Source organism: Corynebacterium sp. HMSC068G04, assembly GCF_001814885.1.
GTDB lineage: Bacteria > Actinomycetota > Actinomycetes > Mycobacteriales > Mycobacteriaceae > Corynebacterium > Corynebacterium hiratae.
In genome coordinates, this window is the sequence record NZ_KV818291.1 from 17,408 (window position 1) to 37,034 (window position 19,627).

Here is a 19,627-nt window from a genome sequence, read left to right on the forward strand (position 1 = left end):
CAAAACAAAAGCCCGGCTAACCTCCCACAGGGCTAACCGGGCTTGGAGCACTAACGAAGCACTAGCGAAGCAACAGAGTCTTAGGCGCGCATCTGTGCGCCAAGGCGCTGCTTGGCCAACTCCGCAGCGGCGAGGCGGTGCTCGTTGGCCTCTTCATCAGTCAGAGTGCGGTCACCAGCACGGAAGAGAAGCTGGAAGGCTAGGGACTTCTTTCCTTCGCCGAGCTGCTCGCCACGGAAGACATCGAAAAGCTCCACGGACTCGAGGAGATCACCAGCACCCTCCTCGACCACACGGCGAACCATCTCCGCCGGGGTTTCCTCGTCCACCACCAAAGCGATGTCCTGGTGCAAAGCCGGGAAGGAAGACAGCACGGGGGCGGGGAACTTCTCATCCAGCGGCAGGGCTGACATATCGAGCTCCATCGCACACGTGCGTGCTGGCAGCTCCAAGGCCTCAAGGACCTGCGGGTGCAGCTCACCCGCATAGCCGACGACCGTCTCCTCATCGCTTGCGAGAACGATTGCAGCACAGCGGCCCGGGTGCCACGGTAGCTGCTCAGCTGCCTTCACTGCGATGTCCACGCCAGCGGAACGAGCAACCTGGCGCGCAGACTCAATAGCATCCGCGTAGCTGTAGGCGCGGCCCGCTCCCCACGGCCCTTCGTGTTCAATGTTTCCTGTGGCCACCGTGGCTACGTGCAACGGCTGCAGCGGCAAAGAATCCAACAAGTCGGTGACCACGGAGTCCTCCGGGCGCGACTCCACCGACGGCATGGGAGAAGAATCAGCGCGCTTGAAGGCCACCTGCTGGAGGCCGAACAGGGCCAGATCACTGCGGCCACGGGCAACGTTGCGGGCGATAGCCTCAAGGAGATTGGGCAGCAACGTCGTGGACAGGATCGCCTTGTCTGACTCGAGCGGATTCTGCACGGCCACGGTCTGGCGGCGCGCATCCTCCTTGTCCAAGCCCCAGGTATCAAAGGTGTCGTTCGCGATGAATGGCGACGGGAGAACCTCGGCGTAGCCCGCATAGGCCAACCCATGTCCGATCGCACGGCGACGCTTCTGCGCCGGAGTTAGGCCGCGACCGCCCACCGGGGTGGGCAGGATGGTCGGAATGTCTTCCAGCCCTTCCAGACGCAGGATCTCCTCGATGAGATCAACGTCCATTTCGATGTCCGTGCGCCAAGAGGCGGGGATGACGGAGAGCTCCTCCTCCCCGCCAGACACCTCGCAGCCGACCTCCGTGAGGCGCTTCACCACGGTCTCCTGGGAGTAGTCCACGCCGGCGTACTCGCTGGGCTTGGCAGCGCGAAGGGAGATGGGTTCGCGCTTAGCGACGTCGCCCACAAGCGTCCGCCCAGCCTCGATAGTGCCGCCGGCGATCTGCTGAAGCAGCACGCACGCCACGTCCAGCGCTACCTCAACGATGGCCGGATCTACTCCGCGCTCGAAACGGCGAGAAGCCTCCGAGGAGAGCTTGTGGCGGCGGGATGTGCGGGCCACGGTGATCGGATCCCAAATGGCCGACTCGAAGTAGACATCAGTCGTCTCGTCAGAAATCTCGGAGGTGGTGCCCCCCATGACGCCCGCCAAGGATTGGATACCGTTGTCATCGCAGATGACCACGTCGCCCTCCGAAAGCTCCCTCTGGGCATGGTCGAGGGTCTCGAACTTCTCACCTTCGCTGGCGTTGCGCACAACGAGGTTGCCCTTGACAACTTCGGCGTCAAAGGCATGCATCGGCGCGCCAAGAAGCAGCATGACGTAGTTCGTGACGTCGGTAGCCACGTTGACGCTGCGCTGACCAGAGAGCATGAGCTCGCGCTCCATCCAGAACGGGGTACGCGCTGCCGGGTTAATACCGGTCACCTTGCGCAGACCAAAACGCTGCGCCTTGGTTTCCTCCCTCAGGTCAACGTCGATAAGCGTGCCCTCCGGAGCCGGCACGACGGAGGTATCGATGCCAGCCACACTCGGGTCCTGCGCCACGTCCGGGAAAGTGAGATCAAATGCGGAGGCAATTTCACGCGTCAGGCCGCGTGCAGACAAGGCATAGCCACGGTCCGGGGTGATGTTGACATCGAAGACCGTATCGGACAGCCCAATGAGGGGGCGGGCGTCCTCACCAATCTTGTCGGCAACCTCCTCCCCTAGCACGATGATGCCGTCTGCTTTAGGACCGAAGCCCAGCTCAGCTGCGGAGCACATCATTCCGTTGGAGATATGGTCGTAGGTCTCGCGGGCGGCAATCTTAAATCCGCCCGGCAGCTCAGCGCCTGGAAGGGAGACTACGACATAGTCGTTGAGGCGGAAGTTGCGGGCACCGCAGATAATGCCCTGCAGTTCCCCCGTCCCATTGGCCTGGCCAACGTTAACCTGGCAATAGCGAATTGGCTTCTTGAACTGGGTGAGCTCTTCGATCTCTACGACCTGACCGATAACCAACGGGCCCGTGGTTTCCGGAAGGGCCTCGTAGCCCTCGGTTTCAAAACCTACGCGGACAAATCCAGAGTCCAGTTCCTCAGAGGACACGGTCCAGCCGGAATTAGCGGTGCCCAGGATACGGGTAACCCAGTCTTGGGAAATAAGCATTGTTTTCTTTCTATCCTTTCTCTGGGTTCCTATGCCTGCACGCCAAAAGGCAGGGTGAAGCGGACATCGCCTTCAACCATGTCGCGCATATCGGTCAGGCCATTGCGGAACTGCAGGGTGCGCTCGAGGCCCATGCCGAAGGCGAAACCGGTGTATTCCTCAGGATCAATGCCCACCGCGCGCAGCACGTTGGGGTTGACCATGCCGCAGCCGCCCCACTCGATCCAGCCGGCGCCGCCCTTCTTGTTGGGGAACCAGACATCGACCTCGGCGGAGGGCTCGGTAAACGGGAAGTAGTTCACGCGCATGCGGGTGGTGGTCTCCGGGCCGAAGAGCACCTTGGCCAAGTGTTCCAGAGTGCCGCGCAAGTGGGCCATGGTCAGACCTTTATCCACTGCCAGGCCTTCCACCTGGTGGAATACCGGAGTGTGGGTCGCGTCGAGCTCATCAGTACGGAAAACACGGCCCGGGCAGGCGATGTAGAGCGGTACATCACGCTCGAGCATCGTGCGCACCTGCACCGGGGATGTATGGGTACGCAGAACCTGCTTGGAACCTTCCTTGCCCACGTGGAACGTGTCCTGCAAGGTACGGGCCGGGTGGTCAGGCTTGAAGTTCAGAGCGTCGAAGTTAAAGTACTCTGCCTCTACCTCTGGCCCCTCGGCAATTTCCCAACCCATGCCCACAAAGATGTCCGCGATGCGCTCGGACAACGCGGTAATTGGGTGCAGGGCACCGGTCTGCGCGCGGGTGGTGGGGACGGTGACATCGACCTTCTCCGCCTTAAGCTGCGCGGCGCGGGCCTCCTGCTCCAATACTTCACGAATCTGGGCAAAGCGCTTCTCCACCTTGCCGCGAGCCATGTTTACTGCGCGGCCAGCATCCTTGCGCTGGTCCTTCGGCAGCTGCCCCAGTGACTGGCGGGCCTGCGGAATATAGCCGCCATCACCAAGGTGCTCGCGACGGGCGGAGGTGAGCTCGTCGAGGCTAGATGCAGCTTCAAAGGCGGCAATGGCCTTCTGCGCGGCGGCCTCGAGAGCCTCTTCGGTCAATTCGATCTGAGGTGTATCGGACACGTGCCTTGATTACCTTCTTCTCGCACAAAAACTAACGCGGGCTATCTTACCGTGCCGCCTGACTTCTGTGGCCACCAACCCTGGCACATCGGAGGCGCTAGCTGCTCTGCTGCTTCGCAGACTCATAGAGGCAAATGCTGGCGGCCGTAGCAAGGTTCAGAGATTCCGCTCGGCCAAGAATCGGGATACGCACACGCATGTCCGCCTCATCCTGCAAATCACCCAGGCCGTGCGCCTCATTGCCAAAAAGCCACGCGGTGGGCTGGGACAGGTCCGCATCGGCAAGGTCCACCTCGCCGTCGGCTGCAGTGGCCAACACTTGCAGACCAGAGGAACGCAGCTTGCCCAGTACATCCTTGATGTTGGGGTCTCGGGCTACGGGCACATGGAAAAGTGATCCGGCCGACGCGCGCGCTACCTTACAGCCCAAGGGATCCACGGTTTCCCCGGCAAAGATGACGCCATCGGCGCCCATGGCATCCGAGGTCCTGATCAGCGTTCCCGCGTTGCCCGGCTCCGCCGTTAAGACAGGAACTGACACCAGCTTCGGCTTACCGGCCAAAATCTTCCCGGCGGTCCACAGCACTGGGCGGCACACGGCAAAGAGCCCGGTGCTCGTGGCGGTGTCAGACAGGTGCTTTGCCGCCTTATCCGTAATGGGATGCACATACACGTCCATGTAGCCGCAGGCTTGAACAATGTGTGCAAAGCGCTCGGCGGCCTTCTCCGTCACGAAAACATCCGTAGCGGCACCGGTGGACACGGCCGCGTCCACGGCGTTTTCGCCCTCAATGATGAAACGCTCCGCCTTTCGGCGGCTGGCCGCCCGGTGCAATTTGGCGGCATTAACCACGCGCGGCGTGCGTTCAGTAAAGGCAGAGGAAAAATCCAGATTCATGCATTTGACGGTACCCACCGAACCAGACATTGAAAAGTCCCGCTCCCCCAGCAAGTTTGAGTGGGTAGCGGGACGGTTGGTCTCCACGTCATCTCCGCGGATACGGGTGGGCTTTATTTCTTTAGCGGAACTCCGTCGGCGTCCTTATCAAAGCCAGATAAACCACCGGCGATGAATACGAGCTCGACCCACTTCCAGATCACCAAGGCACCGATGAGGATAAAGCCAATGAGGATAAAAGAGGTAACGAATCCTACGATTGCAAGGCCCAACTGCCACATGCCGCGCTGCGTGCGACCAATATAGAAGTTATGAACCCCCAATTCGCCCAAGAAGAAGCACAGGAGCAGTGCTACCAACCATGACTTCTGCTCGCCGCCCGGGTGTGGCTGCTGGCCATAGTTTGACTGGTATGCATCCTGCTGTGCGGGCAGATTCTGGGACTGCTGCGAACCGCCATACGGAGCCGAGCTGTAACCGTACTGATCACTGGATGATCCGAAGGGGTTCGACTGCTGCGACTGTCCGCCATAAGAGCCACCGCCATAAGCATCACCATTGGGCTGATACGCGCTATTCGGGTTGGTCATAACTATCTCTCCTTCGCACCATGTGCCCCTAGGGCAGGCCCAGAAGCCAACGGCTACCTTGATTTACACAACAACGAGCAATGTAACACAAACCACAAAGAGGAGCAGTACGCCCGCCGACCTAGCGGGTGCTACTCCCCACAACAAGAAACCCACCGGTCCTCCATAAGAGGGCGGTGGGTTCGTGACGTTTCTACGCTCGACGCTTACGCAGCCTTCGGTGCGTTAACGTCCTCCGGCAGTGCGGCCTTGGCGGCCTCGCACAGTGCTGAGAAAGCCTCGAAGTCGTTGACGGCAAGTTCAGCGAGAATCTTGCGGTCGACCTCGATCTCAGCCAGGCGCAGGCCGTGGATGAGGCGGTTGTAGGTGATGTCGTTCATACGAGCGGCAGCATTGATGCGCTGGATCCACAGCTTGCGGAATTCAGACTTACGGGCGCGACGGTCGCGGTAAGCGTAAGTCATGGAGTGCAGCCACTGCTCCTTGGCCTTACGGTAGAGGCGGGAGCGCTGGCCGCGGTAGCCCTTAGCGGACTTCAGGATCGCGCGACGCTTCTTCTTGGCGTTAACTGAGCGCTTTACTCGTGCCACAGTAATACTTCCTTATCTTGATTGTGAGTGTGTGGGGATGGGAGTTTCGGCGCTGACTATGCGCGGCCGAGAAGGCGCTTGACGCGCTTGGTGTCTGCCTTGGCGACGTCCTCGGTGCCCTTCAGACGACGGGTGCGCTTGGAAGGCTTGCCTTCCAAGAGGTGGCGGCGGTTAGCCTGCTCGCGACGCAGCTTGCCGGAGCCGGTCACCTTGATGCGCTTGGCGGTGCCCTTGTGAGTCTTCTGCTTCATGAGAATTAAATCCTTAAATCCTAAGTGGAGCGTGGTCTACTTCTTGCCTTTGCGGACGGGCCCAAGGACCATGGTCATATTGCGACCATCCTGCTTGGGGCGCGACTCCACGACGCCGACCTCTGCGACATCGTCAGCCAAACGCTCCAGCAGGCGGAAACCCAGCTCCGGACGCGATTGCTCGCGGCCACGGAACATGATGGTCACCTTGACCTTGGAGCCCTTCTCCAGGAAGCGCACCACGTTGCCCTTTTTGGTCTCGTAATCGTGATCATCAATCTTCGGACGGAGCTTCTGCTCCTTCACCACGGTTTGCTGCTGGTTCTTACGGGACTCGCGGGCCTTCTGAGCCTGTTCGTACTTAAACTTGCCGTAATCCATGATCTTGGCTACGGGCGGCTTAGCGTTCGGGGCAACCTCGACCAGGTCAAGATCGGCTTCGTACGCAAGCTTGCGAGCATCGTCTGTACGGACAATGCCCACCTGTTCACCACCGGGGCCAACAAGACGGACCTCGGGTACTCGGATGCGCTCATTAATGCGAGCTTCAGCGCTGATTGTGGTTCTCCTCGATTGTGGGGGCTAGTAGTGTGCCTACCGTGACCACAAACGAATAAATCCCGGTGCCAAAGGCATCCGGGAGTTTCTTTTCAAGCACGCGCCAACGTATGGCGCCTACTCTTAACCTTTATCCTGCGGCGGAACTAGTGTCCGGCGCGGCTTCGGGTGGGAGAAACTCCGCTTGCGGCCCAAGTACCTCCTGGAGGAGGCGCTACGGGCGGTAGTGCGCACTACTTTAACACCTGATTTTTCAGGAACCAAATCGGCGTGCCGATGTCGTTCCTGCAGTCTGCGTTGCCGTGGGCGGTGCGCAGGCCTCCACCGGTTTAAGCGCGCCAGCCTCCAAGGCCTCAGTTACGACTCGGTCCACTCCAGCAGCAAGAACGTTGAGCGCAGGAATTGCTTCTTCGGCATACTCACCCGGCATGGTGACTTCAATGGCCAATCCCACCGTGGACTCTTTACTCGAGCCCGATGGGGTGGTTTCCCGCACACCAATTTGGCGGTGGGTATAACCGTCGTCGTACTCGGATAGTCCCCACCCGCCCTTGGCGCGGGTGTTCGGGAGCTTGTCCAATCCGTTGTCTTGCCACTCCACAATGTCATCCATTGCGTCATAGACCTGTTCTGCTTCCGGAATACACGGTAAGTGTGCGCCAAACTCTGCCTGGTCTTCCAGCAGCCACGTGGAGTAGCCAAAAGGTTCCTCGAACTCGCCGGTCGAACCATACTCTTCCAAGAGCGCCGTTACTGCGCTCCCAGCATCGCCCTCAGTCCATCGCACGTGGGACCACAACGCGTAGGCAGCATCATTGTCGGATTCCTTAATCGCAAGGTCGACGAGCTCCGGGCTAGCGCCGTCGCGCAGCGCGGCAATCGCGATAGGAACCTTCACCGTCGACCACGCAGGCTCCTCACCGCGTAATCCGGCGTTGACAGTCCCTCCCCTATCCGCCACCGCCACGCCGGCGCGGACATTGAACTCCTTCTGTACTTCAGAGACGACATCGCGTAATTCGGCGCGCACGTCATAGCTGGCGGGCGATTCCACGCCTGGTGATTCTTCGGGAGCCGGCGGCGATGTGTCTTCCGCTGGGCCGGAACACCCCGTCATGGTGGCTGTCGCAGCAATGCTGATGGCTAGTGCTGCCGTGCGGGTACTTCTGTGGCCCAACATCACACCAGCTCCTTGAGGAACCCTCCCGTATAGGAGCCTTCCACCTGCGCCACGTCTTCTGGCGTGCCTTGGGCCACGACGGTGCCGCCGCCCGAGCCGCCTTCCGGGCCCATGTCCACGATCCAATCGGCGGCCTTAATGACGTCGAGGTTGTGCTCGATGATGATCACCGAGTTGCCCTTATCAACCAGGCCTTGAATGACGAGCATGAGCTTTCGGATGTCCTCGAAATGCAGTCCGGTGGTTGGCTCGTCCAGGATGTAAACCGTGCGCCCATTCGTGCGCTTTTGGAGTTCGGAGGCCAGCTTCACGCGCTGCGCCTCACCACCGGAAAGCGTCGTGGCGGCCTGACCCAAGCGGACATATCCCAGGCCCACCTCCACCAAGGTGTTGAGGTAGCGGTGGATCGACGTGATGGGTTCGAAGAACTCCGCTGCCTCCGAGATCGGCATGTCGAGAACCTCGGCGATGTTTTTGCCCTTGTAGAGGACCTCCAGGGTCTCGCGGTTATAACGGGCACCGTCACAAACCTCGCACGGCACATAAACATCGGGCAGGAAGTTCATCTCGATCTTGATGGTGCCGTCGCCCTGGCACGCCTCACAGCGTCCGCCCTTGACGTTGAAGGAGAACCGGCCCGGCTTGTAACCACGCACCTTAGCCTCCTGGGTTTCCGCGAACAGATTACGGATCTTGTCGAAGACCCCTGTGTAGGTTGCCGGATTCGAGCGCGGGGTGCGGCCGATAGGGCTCTGGTCCACCTGCACCAGCTTGTCCAGGTGTTCCACGCCTTCAACGCGCTTGGCGCGACCGGGTACTTGGCGGGCACGGTTGAGTTTGTTGGCCAAGGTCTTGGCCAAGATCTGGTTGACCACGGTGGATTTACCGGAGCCGGACACGCCTGTCACACACACGAGCACGCCTAGCGGAATCTCCACGTCAATGCCCTTGAGATTATTCTCGCGCGCGCCGACCACCTTGAGCATGCGCTCAGGGTCAATCTCACGGCGCGTATCCGGGACCGCAAGCTTCTTCTTTCCTGACAGATACTGCCCCGTCAGGGACTCCTCCACAGATTCGATGCCGGCGGGCTCGCCCTGATAGACCACCGTTCCGCCGAATTCGCCGGCCCGCGGTCCAACGTCGACAAGCCAGTCCGCTTCCCGAATGGTGTCCTCATCATGTTCCACCACAATCAAGGTGTTTCCGATATCGCGCAGGCGCTTCAACGTGGCGATGAGGCGCTGGTTATCGCGCTGGTGCAGACCAATGGAGGGCTCATCCAGCACGTAGAGGACTCCCGCCAGGCCGGAGCCAATCTGGGTGGCGAGGCGAATACGCTGTGCTTCGCCGCCAGACAACGTGGAGGCGCCGCGGTCAAGGGTGAGGTAGTTCAGACCGACGTCGAGAAGGAAGCGCAGGCGAGCCTGGATCTCCTTGAGCACAGCACCAGCAATGATCTCCTCGCGGTGGCCCAACACGAGAGAGTCGAGGAACTCCGCCGCCTCCTCGATGGACAGTGCCGTCAAGCCGGCGATGGACTGCTCGCCATGCGCGGTGGAGGCCAAACGCACCGCCAAGATTTCCGGCTTCAGGCGGGTACCGCCACAAGCGTTACACGGCACACGGCGGGTGTACTGAAGGAGACGGTCCTTCTGCGACTCGGAATCCGCCTGATCGAGCTTGCGCTCCAAAAAGCCGATAGCTCCCTCGAACGGCGCTGACCAGTTGCGCTGGCGGCCATAGCGGTTCTTGTAGCGCACACTGACTTCCACATCTGTGCCATGGATCAAGGCGTGGCGCTGCTCCTCGGTGAGCTCGGAAACCGGGGTGTGGGGATCAAAGCCCAGAGCTTTCGCTAGGCCTTCGACCAACTTGACAAAGTACCGCGCATTGGGGCTCGAGGTCCACGGTTGGATGGCCTCAACGGCTGGGGCATCCGGGTCCGGGATCAACAGATCCACATCCACCTCAAGGCGCGTACCCAAGCCATCACACACCGGGCAGGAACCGAAAGGCGCGTTGAACGAGAACGCGCGGGGCTCGTATTCCTCAATGGTCAGCGTGTGGCCGTTGGGGCAGGCAGCCTTTTCCGAGTAGGTGTGCGTGAGCTCTTCGCGGTCTACGAAATCCAGGGTGACTAGGCCGTCTGCCAAGCGCAGCGCTGTCTCGACAGAATCCGTCAGCCGCTGCTTTTGGGAAGCTTTCACCTGCAGGCGGTCCACGACGACATCGATGTCGTGCTTGATCTGCTTCTTCAGCTTCGGCGGGTCACTGAGCTGGTAAAGCTCCCCATCTACCCGAACACGGGAGTAACCCTGGGCCGCGAGGTCAGCAAAGAGGTCAACGAACTCGCCCTTACGTCGGCGAACGACCGGTGCGAGGACCTGGAATTTCAGCTTTTCCTCGTGGCTTAAGACTTCATCAACAATCTGCTGCGGGGTTTGGCGCTCAATGACGGCGTCACACTCAGGACAGTGCGCAGTGCCCGCGCGGGAGAAAAGCAAACGCAGGTAGTCGTAGATTTCGGTGATGGTTCCCACCGTCGAGCGCGGGTTGTGGTTGGTGGACTTTTGGTCAATGGACACCGCTGGGGATAGACCGTCGATGAACTCAACGTCCGGCTTATCCATTTGGCCAAGGAACATGCGCGCGTAGGAGCTCAAAGACTCCACGTAGCGCCGCTGGCCCTCGGCGAAGATGGTGTCAAAGGCGAGTGAGGACTTGCCTGAGCCCGATAGGCCGGTAAACACCACCAGGTTATCGCGCGGGATATCGATGTCCACGCCCTTGAGGTTGTGCTCACGCGCACCACGTACGACCAAACGATCAGCCACTAGTTGTTGCCTTCCTACACAAAAGAATGTGTGTTCAGAGAGTTCTCATTCAGAATGTACCCGTATGGTTGGACTTATGAACAACGCGCTTGAGCTTCATAAAATTTCCGTGTCCGAGATGGACAACAATTGCTACCTGCTGTGCGCGGGTGACGAGGCGCTGCTTATCGACGCCTCCGCTGACGCCCCCGCGCTGCTCGCTTTAGCCGCCGACCACGGAGTAAAGATCTCCGCGGTGCTGACCACGCACCGCCACTGGGATCACGTACGCGCACTCAAGGAAGTCTTGAATGAAACCGGTGCCGTTCACTATTCCTCTTTCTTGGACTCCCCCGCTTTGCCCGCGCCCGTCGACGTGGAACTGGAGCATGGCGATACGCTTCCTTTCGCCGGTTACGATCTGCCCGTCATTATCCTGCGCGGACACACCCCGGGCGGAGCAGCAATTGCAGCGGAGATTGATGGCGTTACCAACCTCTTCGTCGGTGATTCCCTCTTCCCCGGCGGCGTGGGCAAGACCACCTCCGAAGGGGACTTTGTGCGCCTCTACAAAGATGTCACGCAGCGGCTCTTTGACGTCTATCCGGACGACGCAATTGTCCGCCCCGGGCACGGGGCTCCCACCACGCTCGGCGCGGAACGCCCGCACATGGACGAGTGGTGGGAGCGCCGCTGGTAACTACGTGTTAACTGCTGCGCTCACAGCAGCAGTTGTTTAACGCGCGTACTATGGTGTGGCGAACGTCTTTACAGATCTATTGAATGGAGCACGTTATGATTCGTAAATTTGCCCGTCCTATGCTGGCCTCCGTGTTTGTCTGGGATGGTGTGGATACGCTCCGCAACACCTCGGAGCACGTCGCGGACACCGAGTCCGTGCTCAAGCGCCTGCGCAAGGTGCTGCCCCGCGAATACGCAGGTTACATCCCCAATGACCCAGAGCTGGTTACCCGCGCGCTCGGCGGCGCGAAGACCGCTGCGGGCACGAGCCTCGCGCTGGGCAAGGCTCCGCGCACCTCGGCTGCAGTGCTCGCGCTGACGCACGTACCCAACCTGGTCGGCAATGCTTTCTGGACCGCGGATTCCAAGAAGGACAAGGAAGCACAGCGCAACAGCTTCATCACCAATACCGCTCTGCTTGGTGCCCTCGCCATCGTTACGCAGGACACCGAAGGAAAGCCCTCCGTGCGGTGGCGCGCCGCTAAGGCCTCTGAGCGTGCAAACAAGAAGATTCAGCAGGCGCTACCGGGCAAGTCCGAACAGCAGAAATTCGCGGAGGACTTCTCCAATCGCGCAAACGAGATTTCTTCCGATGCCACGGCCAAGGCCAATGACTGGTTTGAGACCGCCAAGGACTACGTTGAGGACAACCGCGATGACTGGGAGTCTGCCGGCCGTGACTTCATCGACTCCGCGCGTTCCTTCGTCGAGGATACCGCTGAGACGGCACGCGAGTTCTTTGAGGACAACAAGGATGACTGGCTCGACGCGGCCCGTGACAACACCGATACCGCCCGCAAAGGACTGGTCAAGGCTGCTGGCAAGGCACAGGATCGTGCCGATGAAGCCCTGGCTAAGGTAGATTCGCTCGATGGCAAGCGTGCCCAGAAGAAGGCTCGCAAGCGCGCCGAGAAGCTGCAGAAGGAAGCCTCCAAGAAGCTGGATAAGGCTTTCAAGAAGTTCGGTGACCGCTTCTAAGCTCTCCGTCCTTCGCTGCGGATAACTCCGCAACACACCACGACAATCGCCGCGGTGGAGAGAACAACGGCTCAGCTAGTATGCTGGGCCGTTGTTCTTTTTCCTGTCCACTCTTCCCCATCTCCCTTACTTCCCGTCTGTCCACGAGAAGCCTTCATACGCACCCAAGGAGCCTTGTGTCTGAATCTTCACCCGCGACTCACACCGGGAAACCCGGCGCCCACACGAACGAGCAGAGCGCGGAAATAGCTAGCGAGCAAGCATATGTCGATGGCCTCTTCGAGCGTCTGGACAACGAGGTTCAAGCGGCCAACGAGCGCTTGAACGAAGTACAAGCTGCCGTCGATCCGCATACCCCGGACGCCGATGCACTCGTTCGGCGAGAGACCGAGTACCACGGCCTGCAGGCTAAATTGGATCGCCTCAACGTCGCCCAACTCGGCTTAGTTTTTGGCCGCATCGACATCGATGCACCCGGTGATAATCCCACCCCGGAAGGCCTGGACCGGCGCTACATCGGCCGCATGGGGCTCGACGCCAGGGAGGAGAACTACCGGACACTCCTTCTGGATTGGCGTGCGCCGATGGCGCGCCCCTTCTACCTCGCCACTACAGCGCACCCTGAAGGCGTCCATGTCCGCCGGCATATCCGGACCACTGGGCGCACGGTTACTGGAATCAGCGACGAGGTCTTGGAGGGAGAATCCTCTGCTGACAGCAGCGATGTCGCAAGCGAGTCCGCCCTCCACCACGTGATGCAGCGCGCCCGCACCGGGCACATGCCCTCCATTGTGGAGACCATTCAGCGCGAACAGGACGAAATCATCCGTGACAGCACGCGGGGCGTCATGGTGGTCGAAGGCGGACCAGGAACCGGCAAGACCGCTGTTGCACTGCACCGCGTGGCCTACCTGCTCTACACCTACCGTGATCAGCTCGCCGCCACGGGCGTGCTGATCGTGGGCCCCAACTCCACCTTCCTGGAATACATTTCCCGCGTGCTCCCGGAACTTGGTGAAACCGGTGTCGTGCTTTCCACCATCTCTTCCCTCTTCCCCAGCATCGAGGCTACTCACTCGGAGTCCTTGCTCGCCCGCGAGATCAAGGGCTCCGCTGCCATGGTGGAAATCCTCGGCAACGCGGTCAAGGATTATCAGCGCCTACCGGAGCAGCCGCGCACGGTGGAGATCGATCGGCTCGAGCTCACCGTCACCCCAGCTATGGTCAAGGCGGCGCGTACCCGCGCGCGACGCTCGCGCAAGCCGCACAACGACGCTCAAGCGGCATTTGCGGAACACCTCATCGAGTCTCTGGCCCAGCAGATGGCCGAACGCATCGGTTCTGACCCGCTGGGAGGTGCCAACCTGCTCTCCCGCGCGGACGTGGATCAGCTCCACGATGACCTCGCCGAAGAACCACAGGTCACAGAACTCATCGACGAGTTCTGGCCCCATCTCATGCCTACCGAGGTACTCGCCAATCTCCTGAGTAGCGCCGAACGAATCGATACGGCAGCCTACGCTTATGATGACGAAACCCGCGGTGCCCTCTACCGCGAAGACGGTACGTCATGGGCGGCCTCCGACGCCGCGCTTCTCGACGAGCTCGCGGTCCTCATCGGCATGCCCGACCCCGAAGCAGAGCGCGCCGCCGAGGAGAAAGAATGGCGCGAACAGGTCGCGGAGGCAGAAGACGCCCTCGATATCCTGAGCTCCTCTGATTCCACTGACAACGATGATGACATGTTCGAAGCCGAGATCCTCTCTGCGCACGATGTCATCGACGCCGAGCACCTCGCTCGCCGTCACGAGGTGCGGGATTCCCGCACCACCGCCCAGCGGGCCCGCGAAGACTACACGTGGGCCTACGGGCACGTCATCGTTGACGAAGCCCAAGAACTTACCCCCATGGAATGGCGCATGATTTTCCGGCGTAGCCCCTCGCGATGGATGACGCTCGTGGGCGATACGTCCCAGACTGGAGCACCCGCCGGTGTGGATGACTGGGGCGAGACGCTCGAGCCTTTTGTTGGAGAGCGCTTCCGACTGCACGGGTTGACGGTCAACTACCGCACCCCACGCCCGGTTACGGAATTGGCCAATCGGCTGTTGGAAGAAATCAACCCTGAGGCCACGCCGAGCATCGCGGTGCGCGATGGTGTTAACGTTGTCTGGCACGACGACGCCACCGATGCGGAGCCGAGGACATTTGAGGATGAGGACGGGCGCCTGCGCGCCGTGATCACGGCTGCCAACGTCGAGGAGATCAAAGGCCTCGAGTTTGATCACGTCACGGTGGTCAACCCCGATGACATCGTGGCAGCCTCCCCACAGGGTTTGCACAACCTCTATGTTGCGCTCACGCGTGCGACGCAGTCCTTGACCATCACCGGCCGTTATGCGGAGGTTTTCGGATAGTCTGGTGCCCATGGCTCTTTCCGATATCGCCCGCAAAGTCGAATTCACTGTCAATTCCCTCTCGCTCAAGCGCTCGGCACGCAAAGGGTGGCAGCCCAGCATCACTGGCTATGCCGGTTACGGCAATGAAGAATTCGTCCGTGTTCTGGGCCGTGTCCTCATGCATGACCCGACGGCTGAAGAAACGGATACCTGGGCGCAGCGTGGCTACCGCCAATTCTTCACCATTCAGGTCACAGACCACGAGGTCGAAGCCACGGTTGGTGGGAAGACGGTATCGGGAACCACGAACGACAACGGCTACATCGATATCCTCGTCTACAACCACGGCCTAGAGCCCGGCTGGCACGAGGTCACCATCCGTGCCAAGGGCGCGGACGCGGTGACCTCGGAAGTCCTCATCGTGGACAAGGACACCACGTTCGGCGTGGTCAGCGATATAGATGACACCATCATGGTGACGTGGCTTCCACGCGCAATGATCGCAGCATGGAACTCGTGGGTTAAACGCACCAATACCCGCACCCCCGTCGAAGGTATGGCACGGTTCTACCGGGAAATCGCCCAACAGCACCCCGATATCCCCTTCATTTACCTCTCCACCGGCGCCTGGAACACCTACGACACCTTGGTTAACTTCATGGCGGAGAAGGGCTTCCCGCGTGGTCCCCTGCTGCTGACAGACTGGGGTCCTACCCCCACCGGCCTCTTCCGCAATGGTCAGGAGCACAAGCGCGTGCAGCTCCGCAACCTCTTCATTGCTTTCCCGAAGCTCCGCTGGCTGCTCATCGGCGACGACGGTCAGCACGATCCGCTTACCTATGCCGACGCGGCGGCGGAGCACCCCAACCACGTAGCGGCCGTGGCGATCCGCAACCTCAGCCCGCAGGAACAGCTGCTCGCACACGGTTCGCTCGCGCCTTTGGTGAAGGTCAACGAGCAGACCTCCTTCGATATCCCACTCATTCAGGGGACGGATGGCGACGTTCTTGCCCACGCTTACCGCGAGCTGCGATTGAGCAACTAAAGCTCGTTAGAAACAAAACGGCGCGCAGGCCCAGAGACTTCCTCAATGCTAAGGACTTCTCCGGAGCATGCGCGCCGTGACGACTAGCGTCCTAGCTCACAGTGTGAACAATCATGACGTCACAGTCAGACTGACGTGCGACATCCGCCGGAACCGAACCGAGGAGGCGGCCGGTCAGGGAGTTAATTCCGCGGTTACCAACGACGAGCAGGTCTGCCTTGTTGTCGTTGACGATAGACATCAGGGCCTGAACCGGGGTTCCCGGGCGCACAGCGGTCTCCACCTTCGTCACGCCGAACTTCTCTGCGTGTTCCTTGCCGGAAGCGAGGTTGGCCTGGGCCTTCTCATCACCGAGAATCGTCACGGAATCCTGGCGCAGCGTCTTGGAAGCCTGCTCCTGATTCTCGTAGTAGGCGCAACCGATGATGAGGGTGGCATCGAAGGCTGCGGCGATCTTGGCGGCACGCTCCACTGCGAGCAAGGAGGACTTGGAACCGTCGGTACCGACCACGATCTTGTTGTAATCGCTCATGATGACCTTTCTTCGCTGGCCCCAACCGTGGGGCCACCGCTTGACAAAATTTTAAAGCTTTTGCGCACCAGCTAGTCTAACAACGCTGGCGCGTTCACGTCGATCAGCGCGCACGAGGATACGCGCGCGGTACACTGCCCTAGTCAGTGGTGTTGACCACCACGACGTCGGCGTGGGCCTTGCGCGTGAGCTCCGTCGCTACCGAGCCAAACACGCGACCGCGCACCGAGTGAATTCCTTTGTTGCCCACGACGAACATATCAACGTCGTAGTCCTTGCCCACCTCGAGGAGCGAATTCACAGGGTCACCGGACTTAGCAATGATTTCAATGCGCTTCGCACCCTCACCGTGCGCGATCTCCGCGGCATTGCTGAGGAAGCTTTCCGACATCTCCTCGCTCACCACCGGTACTCGTGCGTCCTCCGAGTTCGGGGCGCCGAGCATCGAACCAGAGTGGTTGTAGAAAGCGGACACGATAATCAGCGTCGCGTCATAGGCGCGCGCCATGGATGCGGCAGAACGGACAGCGCGCATGGAAGTCTGAGAGCCATCGGTTCCGACGGCGATGACGTTGTAGCTCAGCATGATTCTCCTTATAAGTAGCGATTAATCCTTAACAGTATGACACGGTCTTCTACGCAGAGATTGGTTTTACCCGCATATTGAGTAGGCAAATTTCAGCACTGGGCGCGCCATTAGATCCCGGCCTCCTTAAGACCGCGTTGCTCCTTTTTCAGATCAGCGATCTCATCGCGCAAACGCCCCGCCAACTCGAACTTGAGCTCTCGGGCAGCCTCTCGCATTTGGGTCGTCAGGTCGTCGATAAGCGCCTGCACCTCGTCGGCTGCCATGGAGGACACATCCGGCTTGTCGACGATTGCCGTGGGATCCGCGTCCTGCCCCTGCTCATCGGCGTTCTCATAGACCTGGTCCAAGATATCGGCGATCTTTTTGCGCAGCGGCTGCGGGTCAATGCCGTGCTCCTTGTTATACGCAATCTGCTTCTCACGGCGGCGTTCAGTCTCCTCGATGGCTTCCTGCATCGAGTCCGTGATTTTATCCGCGTACATGATGACCTCCCCGGAGACGTTTCGGGCGGCGCGGCCGATCGTCTGAATAAGCGAGGTGGTGGAGCGCAGGAAACCTTCCTTATCGGCATCCAAGATGGCAACGAGTGAAACTTCAGGAAGGTCGAGGCCCTCACGCAGCAGGTTGATGCCCACGAGGACATCGAACTCACCCAAGCGCAGCTGGCGTAACAGCTCCACGCGCTGGAGCGTGTCAATATCTGAGTGGAGGTAGCGCACCTTGATGCCGTGTTCCAGCAAGTAATCTGTGAGGTCCTCCGCCATACGTTTGGTCAAGGTCGTGACTAGGACGCGCTCCTGCTTCGCGGTACGGGCGCGAACCTCATCGATGAGATCATCAATCTGGCCCTTGGTGGGCTTGACCGTCACCTTGGGGTCTACGAGGCCGGTGGGGCGAATAACCTGTTCCACGAACTCGCCGCCGGAAGCCGTCATTTCGAAATCGCCCGGTGTGGCCGACATGTAGACGGTTTGGCCCACGCGCTCCTCAAACTCATCGAAGGTCAACGGCCGGTTGTCTACGGCAGAAGGAAGGCGGAAGCCAAACTCCACGAGGTTGCGCTTGCGCGCCATATCGCCTTCAAACATGCCGCCGATCTGCGGGACGGTCACGTGAGACTCATCGATGATGGTGAGGAAGTCCTCTGGGAAATAATCCAAGAGCGTCGCCGGCGCGGAACCGGCGGGGCGGCCATCAACGTGGCGAGAATAGTTCTCAATGCCGGAGCAAAAGCCCACCTGCTCAATCATCTCGAGGTCGTATTCGGTACGCATGCGCAGGCGCTGCGCTTCGAGCAACTTGCCGCGGTTCTCCAGCTCGGCGAGGCGCTCCGCGAGCTCCTCCTTGATGTCCTCAATGGCACGGGCCATACGCTCTGGGCCTGCTACGTAGTGGGTCGCAGGAAAAATCCGCACCTCATCGACCCGCTCCAGCACATCACCCGTGAGCGGATGGATGTAATAGAGCTCGTCCACGTCATCACCAAAGAACTCGATGCGTACCGCACGCTCTTCGTAGGCGGGGATGATATCCACGGTATCGCCCTTGACGCGGAAGGTTCCGCGCGTAAAGCCCACGTCATTGCGCTCATACTGAATATCGACGAGCAGACGCAGGAAGCGATCGCGGTCAATTTCCTCCCCTTCCTCGAGCACGACGGAGCGGTCAAGGTAGGACTGCGGGGTGCCCAGGCCATAGATGCAGGACACTGAGGAGACGACGACGACATCACGGCGAGAGAGCAGGGCCGACGTTGCCGAGTGGCGCAGGCGCTCCACGTCCTCGTTGATAGAGGAATCCTTCTCAATATAGGTATCCGTCTGCGCGATATAGGCCTCCGGTTGGTAGTAGTCGTAATAGGATACGAAATACTCAACCGCGTTGTGTGGCAGGAGTTGGCGCAGCTCATTTGCCAGCTGTGCTGCTAGTGTCTTATTCGGCGCCATCACCAGTGTCGGGCGCTGCTGCTGTTCAATGAGCCACGCAGCGGTCGCTGACTTACCGGTGCCCGTGGCACCCATGAGGACGACGTCGCGCTCTCCGCGGTTGAGGCGTTCGTTGAGTTCCGCGATCGCCGCAGGTTGGTCACCGGCGGGCTGGTACTCGGACTCAACACGAAACTCGGCCGAGCGGCGCTCAACTTCGCCGACTGGGCGGTGTTCAGAGACCGGCAGGATAGGGTGTTCAGCAGCAAAAGCCATGCCGACCAGTCTAACGCGGCGCGGACGAAACCGGCTAGGACAGCGGCTTAGGGCAGCGCCGCACGCGTGGTGCGCAGCCACAGCTCGAGCTCACCGGTGGTCTCCCAGAGCGCATAGATTGCGGATTTGTCCGGCTCCATCGCCGTGTTGATCCGCTTGCGCAACCACGCCCGAGTCTGCGGTGTGCGCAGCGCCTTGACAGCGTCAGCGCTGATCCCCGGGGGCAGCTTGTCGGCCGGCGCCGTGGCCAGCGCTCCCAAGGCGATGACAATCTCGGCGTCGTCGATATCAATGGGCGAATCCACGCAGCTCTTTTTGAATGCATCGAGGTCGAAGGAACCGTCACGAATATCCGCGAGCACTTCGCACGCGGCATGATTATCAAAAGGCCCAACGTCCCAGGTTCCCATGAAGGGGGGAGAATAAACCGCTTACATGAACGGGATGAGAGCAGCAGGTAAATTTTATCCGCCATATCCTTTAAAAGTTCCTGCCTTCCTTTAGAATCGGCTGGCATGAAGTTCCGTTCCCTTGCCAGCACCCTGACGATTGCCGGGCTGCTCCCCCTCGCCGTACTAACCCAGAC

Annotated in this window: 17 protein-coding genes; 4 read left to right on the top strand and 13 right to left on the bottom strand. The window is 60.3% G+C overall.

The genetic code is table 11. From position 1 onward, the window contains the following. Positions 1-80: 80 nt before the first annotated feature. From pheT to uvrA, 9 genes are all read right to left on the bottom strand, one after another. The gene (pheT, locus tag HMPREF2993_RS00285; RefSeq protein WP_070700341.1) at positions 81-2,597 is read right to left on the bottom strand and encodes a phenylalanine--tRNA ligase subunit beta; all 2,517 of its coding nucleotides are present in this window, start codon (positions 2,595-2,597) and stop codon (positions 81-83) included. A gap of 29 nt (positions 2,598-2,626) precedes the next feature. After that, a complete protein-coding gene (gene pheS / locus HMPREF2993_RS00290) occupies positions 2,627-3,673 on the bottom strand; it encodes a phenylalanine--tRNA ligase subunit alpha (protein ID WP_070700344.1) in 1,047 nt (348 codons plus the stop codon). Between the two features lie 97 nt (positions 3,674-3,770). Beyond that, positions 3,771-4,571, bottom strand: coding sequence for a TrmH family RNA methyltransferase (locus HMPREF2993_RS00295; RefSeq protein WP_046648591.1), 801 nt, complete (start codon positions 4,569-4,571; stop codon positions 3,771-3,773). Between the two features lie 113 nt (positions 4,572-4,684). Beyond that, a complete protein-coding gene (locus HMPREF2993_RS00300) occupies positions 4,685-5,161 on the bottom strand; it encodes a TM2 domain-containing protein (RefSeq protein WP_053089068.1) in 477 nt (158 codons plus the stop codon). A 206-nt stretch (positions 5,162-5,367) separates the two neighbouring features. Beyond that, positions 5,368-5,751, bottom strand: coding sequence for a 50S ribosomal protein L20 (gene rplT / locus HMPREF2993_RS00305; RefSeq protein ID WP_005323264.1), 384 nt, complete (start codon positions 5,749-5,751; stop codon positions 5,368-5,370). Positions 5,752-5,807: 56 nt separating this feature from the next. Then, positions 5,808-6,002 carry a 50S ribosomal protein L35 gene (gene rpmI, locus HMPREF2993_RS00310; RefSeq protein ID WP_010190075.1) on the bottom strand — a complete coding sequence of 65 codons (195 nt, stop codon included), beginning with the start codon at positions 6,000-6,002 and terminating at the stop codon, positions 5,808-5,810. Between the two features lie 36 nt (positions 6,003-6,038). Next, positions 6,039-6,560, bottom strand: coding sequence for a translation initiation factor IF-3 (gene infC / locus HMPREF2993_RS00315; RefSeq protein WP_080975058.1), 522 nt, complete (start codon positions 6,558-6,560; stop codon positions 6,039-6,041). 253 nt (positions 6,561-6,813) lie between these two features. Further along, entirely contained in the window at positions 6,814-7,740 is a 927-nt protein-coding gene (locus tag HMPREF2993_RS00320) for a serine hydrolase (protein ID WP_246822292.1), read from the bottom strand. After that, on the bottom strand, positions 7,740-10,577 hold the full coding sequence (uvrA, locus tag HMPREF2993_RS00325; RefSeq protein ID WP_049154602.1) for an excinuclease ABC subunit UvrA: 2,838 nt from the start codon (positions 10,575-10,577) through the stop codon (positions 7,740-7,742). Before uvrA ends, HMPREF2993_RS00320 begins: the two co-directional genes overlap by 1 nt. A gap of 76 nt (positions 10,578-10,653) precedes the next feature. On the opposite strand from uvrA, the gene HMPREF2993_RS00330 reads away from it, so the two are divergent. From HMPREF2993_RS00330 to HMPREF2993_RS00345, 4 genes are all read left to right on the top strand, one after another. After that, positions 10,654-11,256: an MBL fold metallo-hydrolase gene (locus HMPREF2993_RS00330; protein ID WP_049154601.1), complete on the top strand. Its 603-nt coding sequence runs from the start codon at positions 10,654-10,656 to the stop codon at positions 11,254-11,256. Positions 11,257-11,351: 95 nt separating this feature from the next. After that, positions 11,352-12,275, top strand: coding sequence for a DoxX family protein (locus HMPREF2993_RS00335; RefSeq protein WP_049154600.1), 924 nt, complete (start codon positions 11,352-11,354; stop codon positions 12,273-12,275). 176 nt (positions 12,276-12,451) lie between these two features. Beyond that, entirely contained in the window at positions 12,452-14,692 is a 2,241-nt protein-coding gene (locus HMPREF2993_RS00340) for a HelD family protein (protein ID WP_070700349.1), read from the top strand. A 10-nt stretch (positions 14,693-14,702) separates the two neighbouring features. Then, entirely contained in the window at positions 14,703-15,719 is a 1,017-nt protein-coding gene (locus HMPREF2993_RS00345) for an App1 family protein (RefSeq protein ID WP_070700352.1), read from the top strand. 91 nt (positions 15,720-15,810) lie between these two features. Here the strand turns inward: HMPREF2993_RS00345 and HMPREF2993_RS00350 are convergent, their stop codons facing one another. From HMPREF2993_RS00350 to HMPREF2993_RS00365, 4 genes are all read right to left on the bottom strand, one after another. Next, complete coding sequence (locus HMPREF2993_RS00350; protein ID WP_046648537.1) at positions 15,811-16,251, bottom strand: universal stress protein; 441 nt, start codon at positions 16,249-16,251, stop codon at positions 15,811-15,813. Positions 16,252-16,390: 139 nt separating this feature from the next. Then, the gene (locus tag HMPREF2993_RS00355; protein ID WP_010190093.1) at positions 16,391-16,837 is read right to left on the bottom strand and encodes a universal stress protein; all 447 of its coding nucleotides are present in this window, start codon (positions 16,835-16,837) and stop codon (positions 16,391-16,393) included. 110 nt (positions 16,838-16,947) lie between these two features. Then, positions 16,948-19,041 carry an excinuclease ABC subunit UvrB gene (gene uvrB / locus HMPREF2993_RS00360; protein WP_046648538.1) on the bottom strand — a complete coding sequence of 698 codons (2,094 nt, stop codon included), beginning with the start codon at positions 19,039-19,041 and terminating at the stop codon, positions 16,948-16,950. Between the two features lie 47 nt (positions 19,042-19,088). Then, a complete protein-coding gene (locus HMPREF2993_RS00365) occupies positions 19,089-19,451 on the bottom strand; it encodes a DUF4259 domain-containing protein (protein WP_046648539.1) in 363 nt (120 codons plus the stop codon). Between the last annotated feature and the right edge of the window lie 176 nt (positions 19,452-19,627).